This is a genomic window from Streptomyces sp. DT2A-34 (assembly GCF_030499515.1).
Taxonomy (GTDB): domain Bacteria; phylum Actinomycetota; class Actinomycetes; order Streptomycetales; family Streptomycetaceae; genus Streptomyces.
Window position 1 is genome coordinate 5,668,622 of sequence record NZ_JASTWJ010000001.1, and the last position, 21,755, is coordinate 5,690,376.

At 69.8% G+C, this 21,755-nt stretch carries 25 protein-coding genes; 11 read left to right on the forward strand and 14 right to left on the reverse strand.

All coding sequences use genetic code 11. From position 1 onward, the window contains the following. The first annotated feature begins 11 nt into the window (after positions 1 to 11). Both tnpA and QQM39_RS25360 read left to right on the forward strand, forming a co-directional pair. Entirely contained in the window at positions 12 to 440 is a 429-nt protein-coding gene (gene tnpA, locus QQM39_RS25355; protein WP_302003721.1) for an IS200/IS605 family transposase, read from the forward strand. After that, on the forward strand, positions 437 to 1,657 hold the full coding sequence (locus QQM39_RS25360; RefSeq protein WP_301999827.1) for a transposase: 1,221 nt from the start codon (positions 437 to 439) through the stop codon (positions 1,655 to 1,657). The genes tnpA and QQM39_RS25360 overlap by 4 nt, the downstream gene beginning before the upstream one ends. Positions 1,658 to 1,730: 73 nt before the next feature. On the opposite strand, the gene QQM39_RS25365 is transcribed toward QQM39_RS25360, so the two are convergent. The 4 genes from QQM39_RS25365 to QQM39_RS25380 form a co-directional block, all read right to left on the reverse strand. Then, a complete protein-coding gene (locus tag QQM39_RS25365) occupies positions 1,731 to 2,948 on the reverse strand; it encodes an NAD(P)/FAD-dependent oxidoreductase (RefSeq protein WP_301999828.1) in 1,218 nt (405 codons plus the stop codon). 282 nt (positions 2,949 to 3,230) lie between these two features. Next, entirely contained in the window at positions 3,231 to 4,049 is an 819-nt protein-coding gene (locus QQM39_RS25370) for an ABC transporter permease (protein ID WP_301999829.1), read from the reverse strand. Beyond that, on the reverse strand, positions 4,046 to 5,008 hold the full coding sequence (locus QQM39_RS25375) for an ATP-binding cassette domain-containing protein (protein WP_301999831.1): 963 nt from the start codon (positions 5,006 to 5,008) through the stop codon (positions 4,046 to 4,048). Before QQM39_RS25375 ends, QQM39_RS25370 begins: the two co-directional genes overlap by 4 nt. 32 nt (positions 5,009 to 5,040) lie before the next feature. Then, positions 5,041 to 5,712, reverse strand: a complete 672-nt coding sequence (locus QQM39_RS25380; protein ID WP_301999832.1) for a DUF4097 family beta strand repeat-containing protein — start codon at positions 5,710 to 5,712, stop codon at positions 5,041 to 5,043. Positions 5,713 to 5,952: 240 nt separating this feature from the next. Between QQM39_RS25380 and QQM39_RS25385 the strand changes: the two genes are divergently transcribed. The 3 genes from QQM39_RS25385 (at position 5,953) to QQM39_RS25395 (ending at position 7,753) form a co-directional block, all read left to right on the forward strand. Then, positions 5,953 to 6,810 (forward strand): helix-turn-helix domain-containing protein, encoded by an 858-nt coding sequence (locus tag QQM39_RS25385; RefSeq protein WP_301999833.1) that lies wholly within the window; start codon positions 5,953 to 5,955, stop codon positions 6,808 to 6,810. Positions 6,811 to 6,890: 80 nt separating this feature from the next. After that, positions 6,891 to 7,337, forward strand: a complete 447-nt coding sequence (locus tag QQM39_RS25390; RefSeq protein WP_301999834.1) for a DoxX family protein — start codon at positions 6,891 to 6,893, stop codon at positions 7,335 to 7,337. Continuing rightward, positions 7,337 to 7,753: a Zn-ribbon domain-containing OB-fold protein gene (locus QQM39_RS25395; protein ID WP_301999836.1), complete on the forward strand. Its 417-nt coding sequence runs from the start codon at positions 7,337 to 7,339 to the stop codon at positions 7,751 to 7,753. Before QQM39_RS25390 ends, QQM39_RS25395 begins: the two co-directional genes overlap by 1 nt. A 71-nt stretch (positions 7,754 to 7,824) precedes the next feature. Here QQM39_RS25395 and QQM39_RS25400 read toward each other — a convergent pair whose 3' ends face one another. The 4 genes from QQM39_RS25400 to QQM39_RS25415 all read right to left on the reverse strand — a co-directional run bounded on the left by QQM39_RS25400 (position 7,825) and on the right by QQM39_RS25415 (position 10,511). Continuing rightward, the gene (locus QQM39_RS25400) at positions 7,825 to 8,604 is read right to left on the reverse strand and encodes an aminoglycoside phosphotransferase (protein WP_301999838.1); all 780 of its coding nucleotides are present in this window, start codon (positions 8,602 to 8,604) and stop codon (positions 7,825 to 7,827) included. A 70-nt stretch (positions 8,605 to 8,674) separates the two neighbouring features. Continuing rightward, positions 8,675 to 8,812, reverse strand: a complete 138-nt coding sequence (locus QQM39_RS25405; RefSeq protein WP_301999839.1) for a hypothetical protein — start codon at positions 8,810 to 8,812, stop codon at positions 8,675 to 8,677. Continuing rightward, positions 8,809 to 9,834, reverse strand: coding sequence for a radical SAM protein (locus QQM39_RS25410; RefSeq protein ID WP_367669702.1), 1,026 nt, complete (start codon positions 9,832 to 9,834; stop codon positions 8,809 to 8,811). Before QQM39_RS25410 ends, QQM39_RS25405 begins: the two co-directional genes overlap by 4 nt. A gap of 227 nt (positions 9,835 to 10,061) precedes the next feature. Further along, a complete protein-coding gene (locus tag QQM39_RS25415; protein WP_301999841.1) occupies positions 10,062 to 10,511 on the reverse strand; it encodes an ATP-binding protein in 450 nt (149 codons plus the stop codon). Positions 10,512 to 11,061: 550 nt separating this feature from the next. On the opposite strand from QQM39_RS25415, the gene QQM39_RS25420 reads away from it, so the two are divergent. Then, entirely contained in the window at positions 11,062 to 12,384 is a 1,323-nt protein-coding gene (locus QQM39_RS25420) for a DNA-binding protein (RefSeq protein ID WP_301999842.1), read from the forward strand. A gap of 10 nt (positions 12,385 to 12,394) precedes the next feature. On the opposite strand, the gene QQM39_RS25425 is transcribed toward QQM39_RS25420, so the two are convergent. Then, complete coding sequence (locus QQM39_RS25425; RefSeq protein ID WP_301999843.1) at positions 12,395 to 13,423, reverse strand: NAD-dependent epimerase/dehydratase family protein; 1,029 nt, start codon at positions 13,421 to 13,423, stop codon at positions 12,395 to 12,397. Positions 13,424 to 13,717: 294 nt separating this feature from the next. Between QQM39_RS25425 and QQM39_RS25430 the strand changes: the two genes are divergently transcribed. Continuing rightward, the gene (locus tag QQM39_RS25430; protein WP_301999844.1) at positions 13,718 to 14,599 is read left to right on the forward strand and encodes a GNAT family N-acetyltransferase; all 882 of its coding nucleotides are present in this window, start codon (positions 13,718 to 13,720) and stop codon (positions 14,597 to 14,599) included. 71 nt (positions 14,600 to 14,670) lie between these two features. Here QQM39_RS25430 and QQM39_RS25435 read toward each other — a convergent pair whose 3' ends face one another. Genes QQM39_RS25435 through QQM39_RS25445 form a run of 3 tightly spaced genes read right to left on the reverse strand, consistent with a single transcriptional unit; the run spans position 14,671 to position 16,986 of the window. Next, on the reverse strand, positions 14,671 to 15,333 hold the full coding sequence (locus QQM39_RS25435) for a pyridoxal 5'-phosphate synthase (protein ID WP_301999845.1): 663 nt from the start codon (positions 15,331 to 15,333) through the stop codon (positions 14,671 to 14,673). Further along, positions 15,317 to 15,775, reverse strand: a complete 459-nt coding sequence (locus QQM39_RS25440; protein ID WP_301999846.1) for a pyridoxamine 5'-phosphate oxidase family protein — start codon at positions 15,773 to 15,775, stop codon at positions 15,317 to 15,319. Before QQM39_RS25440 ends, QQM39_RS25435 begins: the two co-directional genes overlap by 17 nt. Before the next feature lie 38 nt (positions 15,776 to 15,813). Beyond that, entirely contained in the window at positions 15,814 to 16,986 is a 1,173-nt protein-coding gene (locus QQM39_RS25445; protein ID WP_301999847.1) for an acetyl-CoA acetyltransferase, read from the reverse strand. A 76-nt stretch (positions 16,987 to 17,062) separates the two neighbouring features. Here QQM39_RS25445 and QQM39_RS25450 point away from each other — a divergent pair, with 76 nt between their 5' ends. Next, on the forward strand, positions 17,063 to 18,298 hold the full coding sequence (locus QQM39_RS25450) for an acyl-CoA dehydrogenase family protein (protein WP_301999848.1): 1,236 nt from the start codon (positions 17,063 to 17,065) through the stop codon (positions 18,296 to 18,298). Beyond that, positions 18,295 to 18,768, forward strand: a complete 474-nt coding sequence (locus QQM39_RS25455) for a nitroreductase family deazaflavin-dependent oxidoreductase (protein WP_301999849.1) — start codon at positions 18,295 to 18,297, stop codon at positions 18,766 to 18,768. Before QQM39_RS25450 ends, QQM39_RS25455 begins: the two co-directional genes overlap by 4 nt. Positions 18,769 to 18,807: 39 nt before the next feature. Here QQM39_RS25455 and QQM39_RS25460 read toward each other — a convergent pair whose 3' ends face one another. Then, positions 18,808 to 19,431, reverse strand: coding sequence for a LysE family translocator (locus QQM39_RS25460; RefSeq protein WP_301999850.1), 624 nt, complete (start codon positions 19,429 to 19,431; stop codon positions 18,808 to 18,810). A gap of 82 nt (positions 19,432 to 19,513) precedes the next feature. Here QQM39_RS25460 and QQM39_RS25465 point away from each other — a divergent pair, with 82 nt between their 5' ends. Then, entirely contained in the window at positions 19,514 to 19,966 is a 453-nt protein-coding gene (locus tag QQM39_RS25465) for an Lrp/AsnC family transcriptional regulator (RefSeq protein ID WP_128431729.1), read from the forward strand. Between the two features lie 66 nt (positions 19,967 to 20,032). Here the strand turns inward: QQM39_RS25465 and QQM39_RS25470 are convergent, their stop codons facing one another. Next, positions 20,033 to 20,668 carry a TetR family transcriptional regulator gene (locus QQM39_RS25470; protein ID WP_302003723.1) on the reverse strand — a complete coding sequence of 212 codons (636 nt, stop codon included), beginning with the start codon at positions 20,666 to 20,668 and terminating at the stop codon, positions 20,033 to 20,035. A gap of 134 nt (positions 20,669 to 20,802) precedes the next feature. On the opposite strand from QQM39_RS25470, the gene QQM39_RS25475 reads away from it, so the two are divergent. Beyond that, complete coding sequence (locus QQM39_RS25475; protein WP_301999851.1) at positions 20,803 to 21,573, forward strand: VOC family protein; 771 nt, start codon at positions 20,803 to 20,805, stop codon at positions 21,571 to 21,573. Positions 21,574 to 21,755: the final 182 nt, after the last annotated feature.

The following is a 21,755-nucleotide window of genomic DNA, read 5'->3' on the forward strand; positions in this document are numbered from 1 at the left end:
GTCATGTGGCTGTGGCCAGGAAGGTTCGCCAGTTCTCCGGCGGTGTGTACGACCTTGGGCTGCACGTGGTGTGGTGCCCGAAGTACCGCCGTCCGGTTCTCGGTGGCCGGGTCGCGGCACGCCTGGACGAGCTGATCCGGGCGAAGGCCGACGAGAAGGGGTGGGAGATCGTGACCCTTGAGGTCATGCCCGACCACGTGCACCTCTTCGTCAAACATGACCCGAAGTCGTCCGCCTCATACGTCGCGAACCAGTTCAAGGGCTTCACCTCCCACGTCCTGCGCTCGGAGTTTCCGCACCTGAAGACCCGGCTGCCCACGCTGTGGTCGTCGTCGTACTTCGCCGCCTCGGTTGGCGCCGTTTCGGCGGAGACCGTGAAGAAGTACATCGACACCCAGTGGGAACGGCCATGGAAGAAGGGGCAGGAGGAGCGTCCTTGATCCGGGCGTACAAGTTCCTCCTTCGCCCCACGGCCCGGCAGGAAGCCGTGCTGCAGGCGACGCTGGCCGACCACTGCTCGCTCTACAACGGCGCGTTACAGGAACGCCGCGATGCCTACCGGCATATCTCGAAGAGCGCGATCCGGTACGGCCACCAGTCCGCCCAACTCAAGGCGGTCCGGGCATTCGACCCGGAGCGGCAGGGGCGCTGGTCGTTCTCCTCCCAGCAGGCGACCCTGAGTCGCCTGGACAAGGCGTTCCAAGCTTTCTTCAAGCGCGTGAAGGCCGGTCAGACGCCCGGCTATCCCCGGTTCAAGGGCGTCGGGCACTTCGACACCGTGACCTTCCCGAAGGACGGTGACGGCTGCCGCTGGGACTCCACCCCGCACGACAAACACACCCGCGTACGGCTGCAAGGCGTCGGGCACGTGCGTGTGCACCAGTACCGACCCGTGAAGGGCCGGGTGAAGACGGTCAGCATGAAGCGGGAGGGCCGCCGCTGGTACGTGATCCTCGCCTGTGACGAGGTACCGGCCGAGCCCCTGCCCGCCACCGGGTCGATCGTCGGCATCGACATGGGCACCGTGCACTTCTTCACCGACTCAGGCGGGAACCACGTGGAGAACCCGCGGTTCCTGGAGGCGATGAGCGAGGAACTGGCCGCCGCTCAGCGGCACCTCGACACCTTCCCCAAGCGCACGAAGCGCCGGACGAAGAAGCACCGGGCAGCAGCCCGGAAGGTGGCCAAGTTGCATGCCAAGATCCGGCGCCAACGGCTCGACCACCACCACAAGCAGGCCCTCGCGCTTGTGCGTGAGCATGACGTGATCGGTCACGAGATCCTGAACACAGCGGGCATGACCAAAACGCCCGCACCCAAGCCCGACCCGGACAACGAAGGCTCGTTCCTTCCGAACGGTGCCGCCGCCAAGGCCGGGCTCAACAGGAGCATCCTGGATGCGGGTTGGGGGCTGTTCCTCGGAATCCTGGCGCAGAAGGCTGAGAGTGCCGCTCGCCGCGTGATCCCGGTGGACGCCCGCAACACCTCCCGTACGTGCCCGCCCGAGATAGGCGGATGTGGGTACGTCGCGAAGGAGAACCGTGTCACCCAAGCGAAGTTCGAGTGCGTCAAATGCGGCCTGGTGGAGAACGCCGACCGCGTGGGCGCGCTGAACGTCCTGCACAGGGCCGGGCTGGTCCTCTGCGTGGAGGCGTAGCCACCGACGCAGGAAGCCCGCCGCCTTAGCGGCGGGTGGAGTCACGAAGCCCATCCAGTAGGCGCGGGCGCGTCTACGTCACCGGCAGCCGGGAGACTTGCTGACCACGGTCGCCGGCGATGGCCCTGGCGATCTTCTGTGCGTCGATTGCCATCTCGCGGAGGTTGCCGCTGATGGGGTTGGTGTAGCCGGTGAAGAACAGGCCGGGCGCGTTCGCCGGGGTACGGGCGCCCTGGACGACCGGCTTGCCGCGGGTGTCGAGCACGCCGAGGTGGCCCACGAGGTCCTCCAGCGCGCGAACGTATCCGGTGGCCGCGATGACGGCGTCCGGCGAGAGGCGGCTGCCGTCGGCGAGGATGACCTTCCCTTCCTCGAAACCGTCGACGGCGGCCACGATCTCGACCCGGCCCTTGCGTACGGCGTCGACGAGGCCGACGTCGAGAACCGGGATCGCGCCTTCCTTGACCCGGCTGTACAGACCGGTGTCGGGGCGAGGCAGGCCCTGGGCCGACAGGTCCGGCACGCTGAGCTTCGCCACCGGCCTGGCGAGCCGGTCGACGAGCCCGACCGGCAGCCGCCGTACGAGGATGCTCGTGAACTGGGCGGCCCACCCGGCGGTCGAGCGGCGCACGATGTGCGGAACCGTCCGCACCGCCAGCCGCACCCGCGCCGCCCCGCCCTCCACCAGGTCCACGGCGATCTCGGCACCGGTGTTGCCGACGCCGACGACCAGGACGTCGCGGTCGGCGTAGGGGGCCGGGTTGCGGTACTCGCCCGCATGCAGGAACTCGCCGCTGTACGTGTCCCGTCCGGGCCAGCGCGGGATGTGCGGGGTGTGGTTGTGGCCGGTGGCCACGACGACCGCGGCGCCGGTCAGTTCACGGCCGCCGGTGGCGTGCAGCAGCCAGCCGGAGCCGTCGGGCGAGGGCTCGACGCGGGAGACCTCGACGCCGGTGACGATCTCCAGGTCGTGGTGCTCGGCGTACTTCTCCAGGTAGCGCACCACGTCGTCCCGGGACACCCAGCGCCCGAAGCGGCGTGGCATCGGCAGCCCGGGCAGGCCCGACAGCCGTCGGGTGGTGTGCAGATGGAGCCGGTCGTAGTGGCGTCGCCAGGAGGCGCCGACCCGGTCCGACTTCTCCAGCACCACGGCGCGCAGTCCCTGGGCGCGCAGCGCGTACGCGACGGAGAGTCCGCCGGGGCCGCCGCCGATGACGTAGACGGGGCGGTCCGCAGGGGTCGGATGTCCCGGTTCCGCAGAGGTGCTCGGGGACGCTGTGGGGTCGGCCATGGTCGGGAGCGTAATCACGCAGCCGGTTGATGGGTCTCGGTCAAGACCGGAATTGGTTGCGGATCGATCACGGCTGTAGGAGGGGTGGGTGGGATCTGTGGCGTAGATCTCCTGGTTGTGGCCGTGGATCTGCTGCTGTGGGGGTGGGGTGAGCGGAGGCGGAGGTGCCCGAACTCGCAGCCGAACTCGCACGCGAACGGGGCGGCGCACTCCGACGGGGTGTCGGTGTACGCCGCCCTCGGGTGGACGGGTTGCGGGAGGTGGCCCGCGTCGTCATGGCGGTTATTTCGGGTCGTCGTTGAACTTCGAGGTCGACCAGAAGTAGCCGAGGACCGCGAGGCCCAGGCACCAGGCGATGGCGAGCCATCCGTTGTGGCCGATCTCGGTGCCGAGGAGCAGGCCGCGCAGGGTCTCGATGGCCGGGGTGAACGGCTGGTACTCGGCGATCGGCTGGAACCAGCCCGGCATCGCGTCGACCGGGACGAACGTGCTGGAGATGAGCGGGAGGAAGATCAGGGGCATGGCGTTGTTGCTGGCGGCCTCGGCGTTGGGGCTGACCAGGCCCATGCCGACGGCGATCCAGGTGAGCGCGGTGGCGAACAGCACGAGCAGTCCGAACGCCGCCAGCCACTCCAGGACGGTGGCGTCGGTGGAGCGGAAGCCGATGGCCACGCCGACGGCGCCGACGAGGACCACGCTGACGATCGACTGCAGCACGCTGCCGACGACATGCCCGACGAGCACCGAACCGCGGTGGATCGCCATCGTCCGGAAGCGGGCGATGATGCCCTCGCTCATGTCCATGGAGACGGAGACCGCGGTGCCGATCGTGGTGCTGCCGATGGTCATCAGCAACAGGCCCGGGACGAGATACGCGACGTACTCCGAGCGATCGGCGCCACCGCCGCCGATGCCCGCGCTCATGGTGTCGCCGAAGATGTAGACGAAGAGCAGCAGCAGCATGATCGGGGTGAGCAGCAGGTTCAGCGTGAGGGACGGGTAGCGCCGGGCGTGCAGGAGGTTGCGGCGCAGCATCGTGGAGGAGTCGCGTACGGCGAGGGAGAGCCGGGTCGGGCGGGCGGGGGCCAGGGGGGTGCTCATCGGGCGGTCTCCTTGGGCTGGTTGGGGATGGCGGTTCCGCCGGTCAGGGCGAAGAAGACGTCGTCGAGGTCGGGCGTGTGCACGGTCAGCTCGTCGGCCTCGATGCCGGCCGAGTCCAGCTGGTCGAGGAGGGAGCGCAGCTCGCGTTGGCTGCCGCCGCTGGGGAGTTGGAGGGTGAGGGACTCGTCGTCACGTGTGACTTCGCGGAGGGCGGAGGCGGCGCTCTGGTAGGCGCCCGGGTCGGTGAAGCGGAGGCGGACGTGACCGCCGGGGACGAGCCGCTTGAGCTCCTCGGCGGTGCCCTCGGCGGCGATCTTGCCGTCGTTGAGCACGGCGATGCGGTCGGCGAGTTCGTCGGCCTCCTCCAGGTACTGGGTGGTGAGGAAGACGGTGACGCCGTCGGAGACCAGCTCCCTGATGATCTGCCACATGTTGTGCCGGGAGCGGGGGTCGAGTCCGGTGGTCGGCTCGTCGAGGAAGATGATCCGCGGGTTGCCGACCAGGGTCATGGCGATGTCGAGGCGGCGCTTCATGCCGCCGGAGTAGGTGGAGGCGGGCTTCTTCGCAGCTTCCACCAGGTTGAAGCGCTCCAGGAGTCGGGCGGTGACCTGCTGTCCCTCGCGCTTGGAGAGGTGGTGCAGGTCCGCCATGAGGAGCATGTTCTCCTCGCCGGTGATCAGGCCGTCGACGGCGGAGAACTGCCCGGTGACACCGATCGAGGCGCGCACCGCCTGGGGGTCGGCGGCCAGGTTGTGGCCGCCGATGTGGATGTCGCCGGTGCCCGGGTCGGCGGAGATCAGGGTGGAGAGGATCTTGACGGCGGTGGTCTTGCCGGCGCCGTTCGGGCCGAGCAGAGAGAAGATCGTTCCTTCCGGGACGGTCAGGTCGACGCCGTCGAGGACGGTCTTGTCGCCGTAGGACTTGCGCAGCCCGTTCGCCGCGATGGCCAAGGTGGTCATGAGGGGTGCTCCTAGGGAAAGGCCGCGGTTTTTCAGAGGCTGCGAGCGGTGATGTCGCCGTGGGAGGTGGTCGCGCGGATGGTCAGGCCGGCGTCGGCGCCGTCGGCGTTCTTGAGCGAGTTGTCGATCCGGCCGTAGCCGGTGCCGGCGTCCAGGGAGGCGGACACTCCCTGGGCGGCGCCGATGGACACGTCTCCCATCTGGGTGGTCAGCACGACCGTGCCGCGCAGCGCCTCGGCGATGTGGATGTCGCCCCTTTGCGTGCTGATCTCCGCGGAGCCACCCAGGCGGCCGACCGAGACGTCACTGTCGGCGGCGGTGAGGCGAATGCTCGCGGCCTCGTCGATCTTGACCGCGCCGTGCGCGCCCTCGAAGGCGATGTCGCCGAGCCGTCCGACGCCACGCAGTTCGGCGGCGGCCGTCTTCGCCTCGATACGGGAGCCGGCCGGCAGCTGGACCGTGACCTCGACGGATCCGAAGGAGCCGAGGATCCGGTTCTTCGCCGCCGGGGCCTCGATCCGCAGGACGCCGTCGCCGTAGGCGACCTCGATCTGCTCCGCCGCCTTCACGTCGCGGTTCTTGGAGGCGTCCGCGGGCCGGACCTCGACCGTGGTGTCGGCCCGGTCGGCGGCGATGAACTGGATGCGGCCCGCGGGGACGTCGAGGACGGCGGAGACCGGGGCGGGGGTGTGGAACTTCTGCATCGTGCTCTCCTGTGCTCGGTTGTGCTCGGTGTTGTTTCCGATGATGGAAAAGCTACGTTGCGTTTCAGGCTCTGGCAACAGATTCGTTGCATAGATCTCCTGCAATCGCAGGTCGGAGCTGATATTTCGTTGCAATGGCTCTCGGGAGTAATGCAACGACCCGTCCTGGCTCGTTGCAATGAAATGGTGGTGAACGCTATAGTCGAGACAGAGGCGCTACGCACCACGAAGGGGACCGCGATGCCGGGAGGCAGACTCACCCAGCAGGAACGCCAGCAGATCGCGCTGGGGCTGGCCGACGGCCTCGCCTACGCGGAGATCGCCAGACGTCTCGACCGCCCGACCTCGACCGTGACGCGCGAGGTCATGCGCAACGGCGGACCGACCGCCTACCGCGCCGACCTCGCCCACCGGGCCACCGAACGCCGCGCTCACCGTCGCAGGCAGGCCGCACCCCGAGGGGCGGAGGCGCCGACGCAGGCCCACGGGCGCGACGCCGAGGCCGTGCGCGAGTACGAGGAGACGTTGACCACCGTCTTCATGCAATCGGGCATGACCAAGATGACGGCCCGGGTGATGGCCTGCCTCACCATCAGTGACGCGGGCAGTCTCACCGCATCCGAACTCGTCCAGCGCCTCCAGGTCAGCCCGGCGTCCATCTCCAAGGCGATCGCGTTCCTCGAGAGCCAGGAGTTCGTCCGCCGGGAACGCGACGAGCGCCGCCGCGAGCGCTACTTCCTCGACGACGACATCATGTACGACTCGATGATGGCCAGCGTCCGGTCCACCGCCCAGGTCGCCGAGACCGCACGGAAGGGTGTCGGCATCCTCGGCTCCGGCACCCCGGCCGGCGTCCGCCTCGAAAACACCGCCCGCTTCCTCGACTTCGTCTCCGAGAGCATGGCCCGCGCCGCGGACCAGGCCCGCGAGATCCTCTACGCGAAACCGCAGTACACGGAGCCGGGCCACATGGAGCCGGGCCACATGGAGCCGGGCCACATGGAGCCGGACCACATGGAGCCGGACCGCGCGGAACTGGACTACACGGAATCCGAAACGACCTCGCGCGCCGCCGCCGAGCCGAGTTCGGGTCGCTGATCAGCGGGTTCGAGGCGTGGCGTCGCTCGCGGCGGGCGCAAGGCTTCCCGGACCGCCAGACCTGACGTACCGTCAGATCCATGGACGCGATCTGGCTCACAGGTGCGGAATGGCTGGCCGTGCTCCGCATAGGCCTCGGGCTGTGGTGGCTGGAGAGTTGGCGGCACAAGGACAAGAAGAGCTGGTTCGAGGGGTCCGGGATCGCGTGGGCGGCGGACGTGGCGGCCAAGCACCGCTGGAACGCCGTACGTTCCGGCTTCGCGGCCGTCGTCACGCCACGACCGCGCACGATGGCGTACGTCGTCCTGTACGCGGAACTCGCCCTGGGGCTCGGACTCGTCCTCGGGTTCCTGACCCCGATCGCCCTCGTCGGCGGACTGCTGCTCAACGGCCTCTACTTCGTCCTGATGATCCACGACTGGGCCGAGCAGGGACAGAACTCGATGATGGCGCTGATCTCGCTGGTCGCGCTGTTCGGGATGTCTTGGCAGTCGTGGTCGGTGGACAGCGCGTTGGGGTTGTTCTGATGGACGGTCCGCGCTTCGATGGCCGACGCTACGACATCCCGGAACCCGACTCCTTCACGCGCGCGTACTGGGACGCGGCCGCCGAAGGGCGGCTGCTGGTCCGCCGCTGCCGGGCCTGCGGGCGCGCCCACCACTACCCCCGCGAGTTCTGCCCCCACTGCTGGAGCGAGGACGTGGCGTGGCAGCCCGCGAGTGGCCGGGCCGCCCTCTACACCTGGTCCGTCGTGCACCGCAACGACCTGCCGCCCTTCGGCGAGCGGATACCGTACGTCGCCGCCGTCGTCGACCTCGCCGAGGGGCCGCGGATGATGACCGAGGTCGTGGAGTGCGGGGACGGCGGGCGATTGCGGGCCGGGTCGGAGCTGGAGGTCGTCTTCCGGGACGGGGTGCCGGTGTTCCGGCCAGCAGCAAGGTGATCAAGGCCGGTTGAGCGCCGCTCTGCTGCGGGAAGTTGTTGCTGGGCCTGTGCCAACGCTTGGAAAAGCCGTCAGCGGTGGGCACTCCACGTGCGGGCGGCGTTCAGCATGTCGAGCACCCAGGGCTCCGTCTGGCCGTTCGCGATCCTTTCCCAGACACTGACGGTGGCGCGGGCGAAGGCGTCGAGACTCTCCGCCGGAGCGGTGTTCCATGCGGGGATGTGGGCGGCCCACTGCTCGGCCTGGGCCGGTGTGTGCCCGTAGTTGATGAGCCACACGACCCACAGAGCGGGGTCGATCCATGCTGCTCCTCGGGAGGCCCATGCCCAGTCGACGATCACGGCGCGGTTGGTGATCAGAATGTTGGTGGGGAACCAGTCCGTGTGACAGAGAGTGTCGCCGGCGAACAGCTCCGGGGCGTCGGTGTGTGCCTTCATCCGGTCGGGCATGGTGCGCGTGATGCCGTTCGGCGCCTGGACCGTGGAGAGGCGACCGATTACGTCGGCCACCAGCGGGAGGTCGCAAGAGCCGGGCGCGTAGTCGGCGTGGCTGCCGGGGATTGCCTCAAACGCGAGGAGGTCCCAGCCGCCTGCCTGGATGTGCCACAGCAAGGCCGGGGCGATGCCTCGCACGTGAGGGTTGACGGCCGCCTCGCGCGCCTGTGTCCACACCCGTCGGTTCTCCTCGCGCAAGCCCTTGACGAAGATCGTCGAGTCTGTGGTGTGGATGAGGGCGGCGATCTCGCTGTTGAGGCCCGCATTCAGGTTCTCCGTCTTGATCACAGAACCGGACTTGGCTTCCACTAGGGCCAGGACGTCGGCGGGAAGCTCGGGCAGGCGCACGGTCGGCATGGTGGCCACCCTTCCACATAGGGCGGGGGCTCCGGCGCGCGATGCGCCGGAGCCCCGGATCGGGTGGGGATCAGTTGTAAGGGTTGTCGTCGCCGCATCCTGGGAGGGTCCCGGCGGCGGCGGTGTAGGTCTCCACGTCGTCGATGAGGACGATCTCGTCGGTTTCCTCGGTCCGGGTGGGGCCGAGTTCGAGCAGGAGCGTGTTCATGCTGTCTCCTTCATTCCGTGCTGGCAGTAGTGGTGCAGTGGTGCCTTCGCTTCCTGGAAGACCTTCGCCATCGGCCTGCACACCCGACATGAATCGGAGAGCTTGCAGCCGTTGCATCCTCCGGTGCGAAGCATCAGGGACTCGGCGATGCTGCCCAGCCGGGCGAGTCCGTCCGTACCTTCCGCGATCAGGTCGATGTTCGGTTCGCGGCTGACCTTGCAGATCGACCCGCGGCCGAACGGGTCGGCGTGGAAGAACGTGACGCCAGCGGGGCAGCCGGTGAACGGCGCCCTGCTGGTGAGGTGTTCGGGCGACTGCGACGGCAGCGGTTCGGCGGTGCCGTGGATAGTCGGGGAGAGGTTCGCGTACTCGCGGAACGGCAGCCCGAGCCGTTTCGCCCAGACGCGCATCGCGTCGATCTCGTGCGCGTTCTGCCGCGTGATGATCAGGCTCAGATCGAGATTCAGACCGGCGCCGATGGCCTTGTCCAGCCCGGCGGAGAACCGCTCGAAGGCGCCTCGGTTGCGGGTCACGGTGTCGTACGTGTCGGCCGTCGCGCCGTACACGCTCAGCGACATCTTCGAAGGCGGCAGCTCGACAAGCAGCTCCAGGACGTGATCTTTGTGCAGCCGCGATCCGTTCGACAGCACCTCGACCTGCATGCCCAGCTCATGTGCGTACCGGTATGCCGCTGGAAAGTCCGGGTCGATCAGTGGTTCGCCGCCGGTCATCTGAAGCCAGATGACCCCCGCTTCGGTCATGACCTCCAGCAGCCGTCGTTTCCCAGCCATGTCCAGGCCCTCGAACCGTTTCTCACCGAGGTAGCACATCACGCAGTCGTAGTCACAGCCGAGGTTCAGTTCCCAGGTGGCCCGGCTGATCTTGTAGGGCCCGGTGGCGCGAATCAGGACGGTTCCTGCGGCGGGGCGCCCGGCGAGGTCGATTTTCCAGGAACGCCTGACCGCGTCCGCGAGCCACACAGGGACTGGTTCGCCGCCGGAGACGGCCGCCTTGAGCTGCACGAACTTCAAGCGGGGGATTTTGAGGGCCTTTGGGCTTCCCGGACGTAGCACCAGGTGATCGTCTTGGAACGGACTCGCGATCAAGTCATGCATGCTCGCGTCACTACCTCTCCGTGTCGTCGGTGGCGCGGATGGTGTTGTGATCCCGGCCGGGGCGGGTGGAGTAATGAGGCAGCCCCGGCCGGTGGCCCTGGCTTCTTCGAGGGCCTTGTCGATCCAGTCGAGGATCACGAGGACGCCTTCAGCTCGGCCCAGACCGCTTTCCCGCCGCCGCGCATCGCGAAGACGTCCCACGCTGTGGCAAGGGCGTCCACCATGTTCAGGCCGCGGCCGCCCTCTTCACCGTCGCCCGGCTCGCGTCGTACGACGGGACGCGATGAGGTGTCCGTGACCCACACCCGGAGCCTGTCCGGCTCCGGGTGCTCTAGCGTCAGCCTGCACCGGCCCGGCTCATCCCGAGTCGCTGCCGGTGGGCGTGCATGCCGTACGGCGTTGGTCACCAGCTCCGACACGATCAGCTCGGCATCATCGGCCAGTTCGTCGAGCGACCAGCACCTGAGTGTGGTGCGCGTCGACAGACGGGCTAAGGCAGCAGAGGAGGTCACCAGGGACAGCGTCTGCGTGTAGGTCGGCACCGTGTGCGGGGTGGGCCTGAGGTCGGGAGCGATCAGGATCACGAGGCTGCCTCCTGCACGCCGTACATGCCCGCGCACGGGGTGCACGCGTACAGGCGGACACCGGTCAGACGGAGTATCCGGACGGGAGACCGGCGGTCCGGGGTGCCGCTGCACCAGCAGCACGAGGTCCCCTCGCGCTGTCGGCCGCTCAGTCTCTTCAAATGGCTCAAGGGGGCGTCCACGAGTTCACCGGCTGCGGATGTGGGGGTGGTTCGCGTCGTCATGGGTCGTCTGCCTCGCCCTAGCGGTCGCGGTCGGCGCCCCGGCTGCCCTCGGATGAAGGGGCGGCGGGGCCGTATGCCGTCGGGCTCCGGGCAGGTACGTACGGATTACGGAGCGTCGAGCGACGACGGACAGATTCCGCCCGTTCCGGGTGGCGTCGCCATGCCGTACCGGGTCTCATCCGGTGCGCTTTCAGGTGACCAACGTGGCGTGAGGGTAGCGTCAACGTGTCATGTGCGGTGGGGGTGTTGCGCTGCCGGGGCGTTGGCGGGTCCCCTTCCAGTGAGGGAAACGCCGGCGCGAGCGCGACGGCAGACCAGGGAGCGACATGAGTACGACGGCTCGGACGCTGCTGAAGGTTTTAGTGGATCAACGGCGTTGGCGCTATGTGGACTTCGAGCGTGCCTTCCGCCGCGCGGCAGCTCAGGCACTCGATGAAGGGTCCCGGAATCTGACGGTGTCCGAGGCGCAGTTCCGGCGCTGGACGGCCGGTCGGGTCCAGACCCTTCCAGGCGCCGAGGCGTGCACGGCGCTGGAGCACATGTTCGGGGTCGATGCGGCAGCGCTGTTTGATGCGCCTCCCTCCGTTGCACCCGCACCCGCGTTCAACCTGGAAGACGAAATTCTGATGACTGCACATGACGCCCAGAGCGAGGCCGCCGAGGCTGCCGCCGCTGCCATCTCGGATACGACCCTTGACCAACTGCGGGACGACGTGGCCACGCTGGCGCGCACGTACAGCAGCACGTCGCCTTTCGACGTGTTCCAGCAGGCGCGGCGGCTGCGTGAGGAGGCCGAGACTCAGCGCGGCCGGACGCAAGTCCCGGCGCAATCACGAGAGTTGCTGATCGTGGCCGGCCAGGCGTGCGCGCTGCTGGCCACGGCCGCATTCGACCTGGGGTCACTGGACGGGGCGAAGCGCTTGTGCCGTTCGGCGGCTCTGTATGGGGAGACGGCGCGGTTCGATCCGCTGCGCGGGTTCGCCGGCGGGACGCTGGCGTACATCGCGTACTTCTCGAATCAGCCTGCGGAGGCCGCGAGGCTGGCGCGGCAGGCCCAGATGTTCACGGGCCTCGGGGATGTGGCGCGGCGCAGGCTCGCGGCGATCGAGGCCCGCGCGTTCGGGTACCTCGGTGATGCCGCCTCCGCACAGCGGGCGTTGGACGCCTCGCAGCTCGACCGGCCGGGGGCGACAGACGACCTCCATGACGGGGTGGCCGGAGAGTTCGGCTTCTCCGCCGAACGCCTCGCCATGTCGAACAGTTCGACGTGCCTGCTGCTCGGTGACGGGGACCAGGCCGAGACCGCCGCGACGAGGGCACTGGAGCTTGCGGCCCAGCGACCGGCGCAGCAGCGCTCAGCCCGCGTGGTCGGTGGGGCAGGTGCGGATCTGGCCGCCGCTCGGCTGCTGCGCGGTGACCTCGACGGCGCGGCCGACGCCCTCGAACGGGTGTGGATCGTGCCGCGCGACCAGCGCGCCACCGGACTGCTGACCCGCACCTCTCGGGTGCGGCGCGCGCTGACCGGCGAGCCGTTCCGGGGTGCCCCGCTTGCCGGAGAACTTGGCGAGCGGATCGAGGACTTCACCCGCCTGTCCGCACAGCATCAGCTCGGAACCGGCTTCGGCCCGCTGGCCGCCCTGGAGGCCTGACCGGCGTCTGTCAGCCGGCCCCCGGGAGAGACGCCAGGATCTTGGCCTCCTTCTCGGGGGCGATGCCGTGTTCGGCCCACCGTGGATGTTCGATGGGGCGCCCGTCGGCCTGAATCCACGTCCAGGTGTCGGCGATCGTCTCGGTCAGCGGGCGACAGCGCAGACCGGCAGTCACGGCCCGAGAGGGGGCGACGGCCCACACCCCGGCGTGCGTGCGCCACAGCGGGAATTCCGTCCATTGCTTGACGCCGTGGCGGGTGAGGTCCTCTGGCGCTGTCCACACGGGCCGCCCTGCGCCGCTTGTCACGGTCAGACACGCGGTCACGAACTCGGCGAACGTCAGTCCGTCGGGGTGGGCGACGTTGAAGGCCCCACCGGCGTTCGTATCGGCAGCCTGGTCCAGGGCGAAGGCGGCCACGTCGCGGACGTCGACCGGCTGGATCCGCCGCTGGCTCGGAGACGGCGCGAGGATCCGGCCGCCACGCTCGGCACGGGTAAGCCACCAGGGCAGGCGCCCGACGTACTCGCCGGGGCCGAGGATCACCCCGGGCCGCAGGAACACCGCCCGGTCGCCGAGCGCTTCGGACACGGCCCGCTCTCCCCCCGCCTTCTGGAACCCGTACTTCGTCGGCGAGCCGTCCTTACCGGTGTAGCCGAACGTTTCGTCGGCGTCCGCAGGACAGTCGAGAAGCGGCGATTCCTCTGTGAGGGGGTGGTGGGGCCAGCCCTCGTACACGGACACCGTGGAGATGTGCACCCACCGAGCCGCCTGACCGGCCAGAGCACGTGTGGCCAGGAGAACGTCACGGGGCGGAAGTTCTGAGCTGGACGTGTCCACCACGGCATCCCACGGACCGTGTCCAGCCAGCCGCTGAAGGTCTTCCGGGTCGGTCCGGTCACCATGCACCGCGTCGACGCCGACGACATCGGGTCCCGAACGGCCACGGTTGAACGTCGTCACATCCCACCCACGCGCCAGCGCGCCGACGACCAGCTCTTTGCCCAGGAACCATGTACCACCCAGCACCAGAATCCTCATGGGCCCTGATCCTGCCGGGCGGATTGGCCCAGAGGAAATTCAGGGAACCGACAGGAGGCATACCTCAGGCGGCGCGGCATGACGTGCACCGGGACACGCATCTGCACACGCGGCTGGCGGCTGATCCGGACGTCGAGGTGTAGGCCCCGACGCACCCGGTCGTCAACCTATGGGCGTGTGGACCGGTGAACCCCTCTACCCTCAACCCCCGCCTGGGAGTGGGGTCTTGTGTCGGCTTCGTGTCCACGGCGGAAAAGGGTGCACAACCACCGCCCCGGCGCGGGATCATGAGGTATGCGCCCGGACGACTGGTACTGCACCCAGGACCTCACCGGTTTCCTCTCCCATGCCGGTGGCTTCCTGCGCTCACGCCCCGATCTGCACACCGTCGCCCTGACGGTGACCGAGACGCTGCGCAGGAGCGGCGCGCACGCGTACGGCGACGAGGCACCCGTCTTCGGCGTACTGGAGCTGGGCGGGCAGGTGCGGGCCGCCTACTTCCGCACCCCGCCCTTCCGGCTGAACGTCACCCCCCTCACCGCCGAGGAGGCCGAGTCCCTCGCCGCCCACCTGGTCGCCCTCGGCCACCCGGTCCCCGGCGTCGTCGCGGCCCACGAGACCGCCGAGGCCTTCGCCACCGCCTGGCGCCGGCAGGCGGGCGCCAGATGCACGGTCAGCCAGCGCCAACGCCTGTACCGGCTCGGCAACCTGACCGCCCCGCAGCCTCTTCCCGCAGGCCGGGCACGGGTGGCGGGCAAGGAAGACCGGGAGCAACTGGTGCGCTGGTACCGCGAGTTCGGCGAGGCCGTGGGCGACCATGCCGCCCGTGACGCCGCCGCATGGGCCGACTCGCGGATCGCCTACGGAGGCGTCACGTTCTGGGAGAGCGAGGACGGCACGCCCCTCGCCATGGCCGGCGTGACCCCGGTGGTCGCCGGCCAGGTCCGGGTCGCCCCCGTCTACACCCCGGCCCACCTGCGCGGACGCGGCTACGCGGGCGCCGTCACCGCACAGGTCAGCAGGGCCGTGCTCGCCTCGGGGGTACGTGAGGTGCTGCTCTTCACGGACCTGGCCAACCAGACGAGCAACAGCCTCTACCAGCGCATCGGGTACCGGCCGGTGGCGGACTTCACGGCGTACGACTTCCGCGGCACTCGGGGCACGCGGGGCTTCTAGCCAAGCCGGTACGGCTTGCCCCATCAGCGCATCAGCGCATCAGCGCATCAGCGCATCAGCGCATCAGCCCATCAAGGCCAGAGCAGCTCCTTGGCCCAACCGCCCTCGATACGCCGATAGTTGAGCCGCACATGCCGTCGCCGGGCGTCCCCCTGGAAGAACTCCACCTGCTGCGGGCGCAGGTGGTACAGCGTCCAGGTGGGGACCGGAGCGTCCGGCTCGCGCCGGGCCCGTTCCCAGGCCGCATCCGACGTGTGCGCCAGCTCGTCCAGCGAGCCGAGGACTTGGCTCTGGTGGCCGGTCAGGGCGGCCGCCAGGGCGCCGGTCGAGCGGGCGTGCAGGTCGGCTTGGGACTCGGCGGACGGGGCGTTCGTCACCGGGCCCCTCAGCCGCACCTGGCGGCCCTGTGCCGGCCAGTAGAAGCCGAGGGCCGCGTAGGGGCGGGCGGCGAGCTGGCGGCCCTTGCGGCTGTCGCTGTGCGTCGCGAAGGACCAGCCGGAGGCGTCGGCGCCGTGCAGCATCACCGTCCGTACGTCCGGCAGGCCCTCCTCGTCCGTCGTGGCGAGGGACATCGTGGGGGGCTCCACCTGCCCCGCCGCGACGGCCTGCGCGAACCAGGTCGTGAAGAGGGCGAGCGGGTCGGCGGGTGCGGTGGCCGGGTCGAAGTCCGGCAACTCGGTGACCGCCGAGTCCCACACCCGCAGCGACCTCAGCAACTCATGAAGATCCGGCATGCTCCGGAGCGTAGTCGGACACGGAACCCAGGTCGGACGACACCCAGCGCTCGGGCCTCATCCGGATGAGCACACTCTCGCCGTGGTTCTTCAGGGAGAACTCCACGTAGGAGTCGACCGTCTCGGCCGGCAAGTAGCGAGCCGACATTTCCCGGAGCTGCTCGACGGTGCCGGTGGTCGTCTCGACGACCGGTCCCTCCACCGACACGTACCGGAGGGTCGGTTCGAGCCGGTCGACCATCAGCGAGAACCGGCCCGCCGCCTGGATCAGCTGGTTCTTCCGGGAGTCGGGCCCGGTCAGGATCCATACGTCGCCGCCGGGCTCGTACTGGTACCAGATCGGCACGGTGAGCGGGGCGCGTCCCGCACCCGCGTCGACGGCAAGCGCGGCGATGTGGGGCTCGGACAGGAACTGTTCACGCTGTTCGCGGGTCAGGGCCATGCCTGTTTCCTCTCGATGTGCTCTCGACAGTCTCAATCTCAATCCCTCCCCAGCACCAACGTCCCCGACGAGCAGAACCATCCCCCGGTCGCCGAAGCGACCGCCAACCGCGGCAACTCCCCTCCCTGTCCCCGCACTTGACGATCCCCGCCCTCCCCCCGCAACTGCCGCACCGCCTCCACCAGAAGGAACAGCCCCCGCATCCCGGGATGTTGGGCCGACAGCCCGCCCCCGTCCGTGTTGACCGGCAGCTCCCCGCCCCGCACCAGCAGCCGCCCCTTCTCCACGAACGCCCCGCCCTCGCCCTTCCCGCAGAAGCCGAGGTCCTCCAGGGTCACCAGGGTCATGTAGGTGAAGGCGTCGTAGATCTCCGCGAAGTCGATCTCCTGCGGCCGCACCCCGGCCCGCTCGAAGGCGAGCCGCCCGCTGACCGCCGCCGGGCCGACCGTGAAGTCGGGCCACTCGGACATCGCGGCGTGCGAGACGTGCTCCCCGGCGCCGAGCACCCACACCGGTGCCGTACGGCAGTCCCGTACGAACTCCTCGGCGGCCAGCAGCACCGCCGCCCCGCCGTCGGAGCGGATGCAGCAGTGCAGCTTGGTGAAGGGGTCGGCGATCATCGGGCCGGACAGGACGTCGTCGACCGTGATCGGGTCGCGGAACATGGCCTCGGGGTTCAGGGCCGCGTTGGCCCGTGCCTGGACTGCGACGGAGGCCAACTGCTCGATCGTCGTGCCATGTTCGATCATGTGGCGGCGGGCGGCCATGGCGTACTTGGCGATGAGCGTGTGGCCGTAGGGGACCTCGAACTGCAAGGGCCCCCGGGCGCCGAAGGACAGGTTGCCCGTCCGCCGCCCCGCCTTGATGTCGGCGCGGGCCGTGGAGCCGTAGACGAGGAGTACGGCGTTCGCGTGCCCCCTCGCTATCGCGTCCGCCGCGTGGGCCGCCATGACCTCCCAGGTCGAGCCGCCGACGGAGGTGGAGTCGACCCAGGTGGGACGCAGGCCCAGGTACTCGGCCACCTCGACGGGCGCGAGGGTGCCGAGCCCGGCGGAGGCGAAGCCGTCCACCACCTCCCGGCCGAGCCCCGCGTCGGCCAGGGCGCGGCGGGCCGCCTGGGCGTGCAGGGCGTACGGGGTCGCGTCATCCACCCGACCGCAGTCGGAGAGGGCCACGCCCACGACGGCGACTTTCCGGTTCCCGGGAGTCATGCGAGGCCTCCAACCTCTGTGCATCTCGTTGCGGCCCTCCTAATATGACGGCCCGTCAGATACGGAGGGAAGAGCCATGGACGCCAGCCTCACTCCCGAGCAGGACGAGATCCGCCGCACCCTCCGCGAACTGCTCCGCAGCCGCTGCGGCCCCCGAGAGCTGCGCGCGGCCCTCGACACCCCCGCCGGCCACGACCCCGCCCTGTGGACCGCCCTCGCCGAACAGCTCGGCCTGCCCGGACTCGCCCTGCCCGAGGCATACGGCGGTGTCGGCTGCTCGGCGACCGAACTCGCCCTGGCCGGCGAGGAGGCAGGGCGGGCGCTCTGCCCCTCCCCGTTGCTGGCCACCGCCGTCCTCACCGCACCGCTGATCACCGCCCTCGGCACCGAGACCCAGCGCGCCGAACTGCTGCCCCGCATCGCCGCCGGCACCCTCACCGCCGCCCTCGCCGTCCCCGGCACCGCCCTCGCCACCGCCCTCGCCCTCACCGGCCCCGGCGGCGGCGACTGGGCCGGCGGCGGGCGCGCCGGGGGCGTGCAGGCACGGCGGGTGGAGGGCGGCTGGCGGCTGTACGGGCAGGTCGACCAGGTGCTGGACGGGCACAGCGCGGGGCTCCTGGTGGTCGCCGCGCACGCCGGGGGGTTCGCCCGGTCACGGACGCTGCTGTTCCTGGTGCCGGGGGATGCGGCAGGGGTCGTACGGGTGCGGCAGACCGCGCTGGACGCCACGCGGCCGCAGGGGCGGGTGCAACTGCGCGATGTGGAGGCAGAGTTGCTGGGTGAGGAGGACGCGGACGTCCTGGGTGCCCTCGCCGACGCCGGCAACATAGTCGCCGCCGTCCTGGCCTGCGAGGCCGTAGGGGCCGCCGACCGGGCGCTGGAGGCGACCGTGCAGTACCTCAGACAACGGGAACAGTTCGGCCGCCCGATCGGCTCGTTCCAGGCGGTGAAGCACCGACTGGCGGACGTATATGTGGTGGTGCAGGCGGCAAAATCGGCGGCTTATTACGCGGCCTGGGCTGCAACGCCCTCAAGGGGCGCGGGGAACTGCGCGACCAGCCACAACGAACCCGCAGACGAAACACGACACATCGCGGCACTCGCCCTCGCCCAATCGCTGGAAGCCCTCCGCACCGCCTCCGCCGAAGGCATCCAGCTCCACGGCGGCATCGGTTTCACCTGGGAGCACGAGGCTCACCTGTACTTCAAGCGGGCCGCCGGCGACGAGCTGCTCTTCGGGCCGGTGCATCGGCTGCGGGCGCACGCCGCCGACACCGCGCGGCTCTTCGACGCCCAGGAGGTGGTGGTGTGATCGGCGCACGCGTGGTGCAGAAGGTGTCCTCGACGCGGGCCTTCGCCAAGGCCGCCCCCCATGTCATCCCCGCGCTCGACCGGGCCGTCCACCGCCTCACCCGCGGAAAGGTGCTGCTCAGCGCCCAGATGCTGCCCGGCGTGATCCTGACCTCGACCGGCGCCCGCAGCGGGCTGCCCCGCCGTACGCCGCTCGCCTGCATGCCCGAGGAGGACGGCCGCGGCTGGATCCTCGTCGGCTCCAACTTCGGGCGCACCGGACACCCCGCCTGGACCGCGAACCTGCTGGCCCATCCGGATGCCGAGGTCAGCTGGAAGGGCCGGGACATCCCTGTCACGGCCCGGCTGCTGGAGGGGGAGGAGCGGGCGGCCGTATGGAAGGCGGTGCTGGCCTTCTGGCCGCCGTATGCGACGTATCAGGCCCGGGTGGAGCGGGAGATCCGGCTCTTCAGGGTCGTCCGCAGGTCCTAGCGGCGCAGGGCATAGCGGCGCAGGTCAGGGCGGCGCAGGTCAGAGCGTCGCCAGACGCTGTACGAGGAGGAACGCGCCGATGCCCAGCATGGCCGCCCCGGACGTGCGGGTGACCGCCCGGGCCGCCGCCGGGCGGGCGCCGAGGACCGCGCGGGCCGCGAGGCCCACCGTCAGATAGACGGCGGCGCAGCACGCCATGTGGAGCAGTCCGAGTACGGCGGTCTGGGCGGGGACGGGCAGGTGCTCGCCCTTCGGCACGAGGAACTGCGGCAGCACGGACAGGTAGAGCAGCAGGCCCTTGGGGTTCAGGCCGCTGATCGTGGCGCCGCGCAGAAAGACCCGGGCCGGGCGGGTGGCCACGGCCTCCTCGGCCGCCCCCGGCGTGCCCGGCCGACGCAGCACGCTCCAGCCCAGCCACACCAGGTACGCGGCACCCGCCACCGTCAGCGCGGTCAGCAGACCCGGTTCGCCCGCCACCAGCACCGCCAGACCCGCCACCGCGAGCACCGTGTGCAGCGCGTACCCGCTGACCAGGCCCGCCACCGCCATCACCGGCGAGCGGTCGCGCAGCCCGGCAGAGATCGCGTACGCCCAGTCGGCGCCCGGCACGCAGACGAGCAGCAGGTCGATGGCGAGGAAGGAAATGAGCAGTCCGGAGTCCATGGTGGCGAGATTAGGCGGGGATGGTCCGAAAGTGTTGTCGATGTTTTCCCGTAACCAGCGGTTATGAGGGAAGATCTGCCTCATGGACGACGTGGACAGAAAGATTCTTGCCGAGCTTCAGCAGGACGGGCGGTTGACCGTGACCGAGCTGGCCGCGCGGGTGCGGCTCAGCGTCTCGCCGTGCCACCGGCGGCTGCGGGAGCTGGAGCGGGTCGGAGCCATCAGCGGGTACCGGGCCGTCGTGGACCCGGCGGCTGTGGGGCTGACCTTCGAGGCGCTGGTCTTCGTGTCCATGCGGCAGGAGGACCGGGACACGGTCGCGGGGTTCGAGCGGGCGATCGCGGACATCCCTCATGTCCTGGACGCGCAAAGGCTGTTCGGTGAGCCCGACTACCTGCTACGGGTGGCCACCGCCGACCTCGCCGCCTTCCAGCGGCTGTACGACGAGCGGCTGGCCACGCTGCCGGGGGTGCAGCGGCTGACGTCGACGCTGGTGATGAAGCACGTCGTACGGGACCGTCCGCTGCCCGCATAGCACGGCAGGCGGCGGCTCACGTCGGGTGAGCCGCCGCCTGCCAGACAGGACTTGAGCTGGACGTGACTACTTCGTCGGCTTCTTGCCGGTCACGCCCAGGTGCACCAACAGGGCGAGATTCGGCTTGAGTTCAGCCTGCTTGACGCCCCACGTCTGGAAGCCCTTCTGGTGCGAGGCCACCGCCGCGAGCATCGCGACGATCGAACCCGCGACCGCGGCAGGGTTGACGTCCTTGTCGATCTTGCCCTTGGCCTGCAGCTGACTGACCGCGTCCGCCAGGGAGTTGTTGACGGAGTTCAGGATCTTCATGCGGATTTTGTAGAACCGTTTGTCGCCCTCGGACGCGCCAAGGTCGACGACGCGGAGGATCGCGTCGTTCTTGCGCCAGAACTCCAGGAATCCGTCGACGAGTTCCTGGGCCGTCTGCCAGCCGGCCTTGCCGACCCAGCTGCGGCCCTCCACGAGTTCGGTCAACCCGGCGCCCTCGGTGGCCATTTGCTCGGCGATCTCCAGGACGGCGCCCTCGACGTCCGGGAAGTACTGGTAGAAGGTCGCGGGTGAAGTCCCCGCCTTCCGGGCGACATCGATGACTTTGACGTCCCGGTAGGGGGAGGAGCTGAGCATCTCGCTGAGGCAGTCGAGCAGCTTCTGCCGGGTCGCCTGCCCACGCCGACCGGCCACGCGGCCGTCGACGGTACGCACTTGTCCTGTCATGTCGTCAGCTTACCGAGGCGTGATCGGGGCGCGATTCGGCCGACTGCAAATGGGGTGCACGGGGATGCCGAGGCTGGTGTGCCTGGTCTGCGCGGTGCGTAAGACGCCGTTACTTTGGCCGCATGGCCGAAAACAGGGCATCCGCATACGGAACGGAATACTCCGAGGGCGTTCCGTGCTGGGTGGACGCGCAGCTTCCCGATGTGGAGGCGGGCAAGCGGTTCTACGGTGAGCTCTTCGGGTGGGACTTCGAGGAGGCCTTCGACTCCACCGCCCTCGCCCGGCTGGACGGCGAGCCCGTCGCCTCGCTCTCGCGCAAGACGGACGGGCGGATGCCCACCGTGTGGACGGTGTATTTCGCGACCCCGGACGCCCAGGAGCTGGTCCGGCGGGTCCGTGCGGCCGGGGGGCAGGTCATCACCGCGCCCGTGGCGGTGGGGGAGGGCCTCGGGGCGGTCGCCCTGGTCACCGACCCCGAGGGCGCCGTCTTCGGGCTGTGGCAGGCGGGCGAGCACCCGGGCTTCGGGCGCCGGCACGAGGTCGGCAGCTTCGGCTGGGCCGAGCTGTACGCCCGGGACACCGAGGTCGCCAACGACTTCTACGGCGGGCTCTTCGCCGACGCCCTGTTCGGGCCGGACGCCAAGCCGGACTTCGGGCGTGCGGCCGTCGAGGAGGTCTTTCCGGCGATGATGCCGCCCCACTTCGTCGTCCACTTCCGGGTGGAGAACTGCGAGGCCATGCTCGCCGAGGTGACCCGGCTCGGCGGGCGGGTGCAGGTTCCACCCTTCGAGACGTCGTACGGAACGGTCGCCGTGGTCACCGACAATCAGGGGGCGTCCTTCGCGCTGCTGGAACGCGCGCCGCTGGAACGCCGAGGAGCGCCGGAGGACTGACCTCATTTCTGACCTCACTCTTACCTCCGGCGTCCCAACATGCGAACCGGTGCTTTCCGTCGGGTGCCGGAGTGTGGTTTTGTCCCAAGACACCCCGTTCCGCCCTTGGGTTCGCAACCACGCCCCAGGACAGGAAGAATCAGGGTGCGTGCCGCCAAGGCGGTGCGGTGGTGAGACGCTGC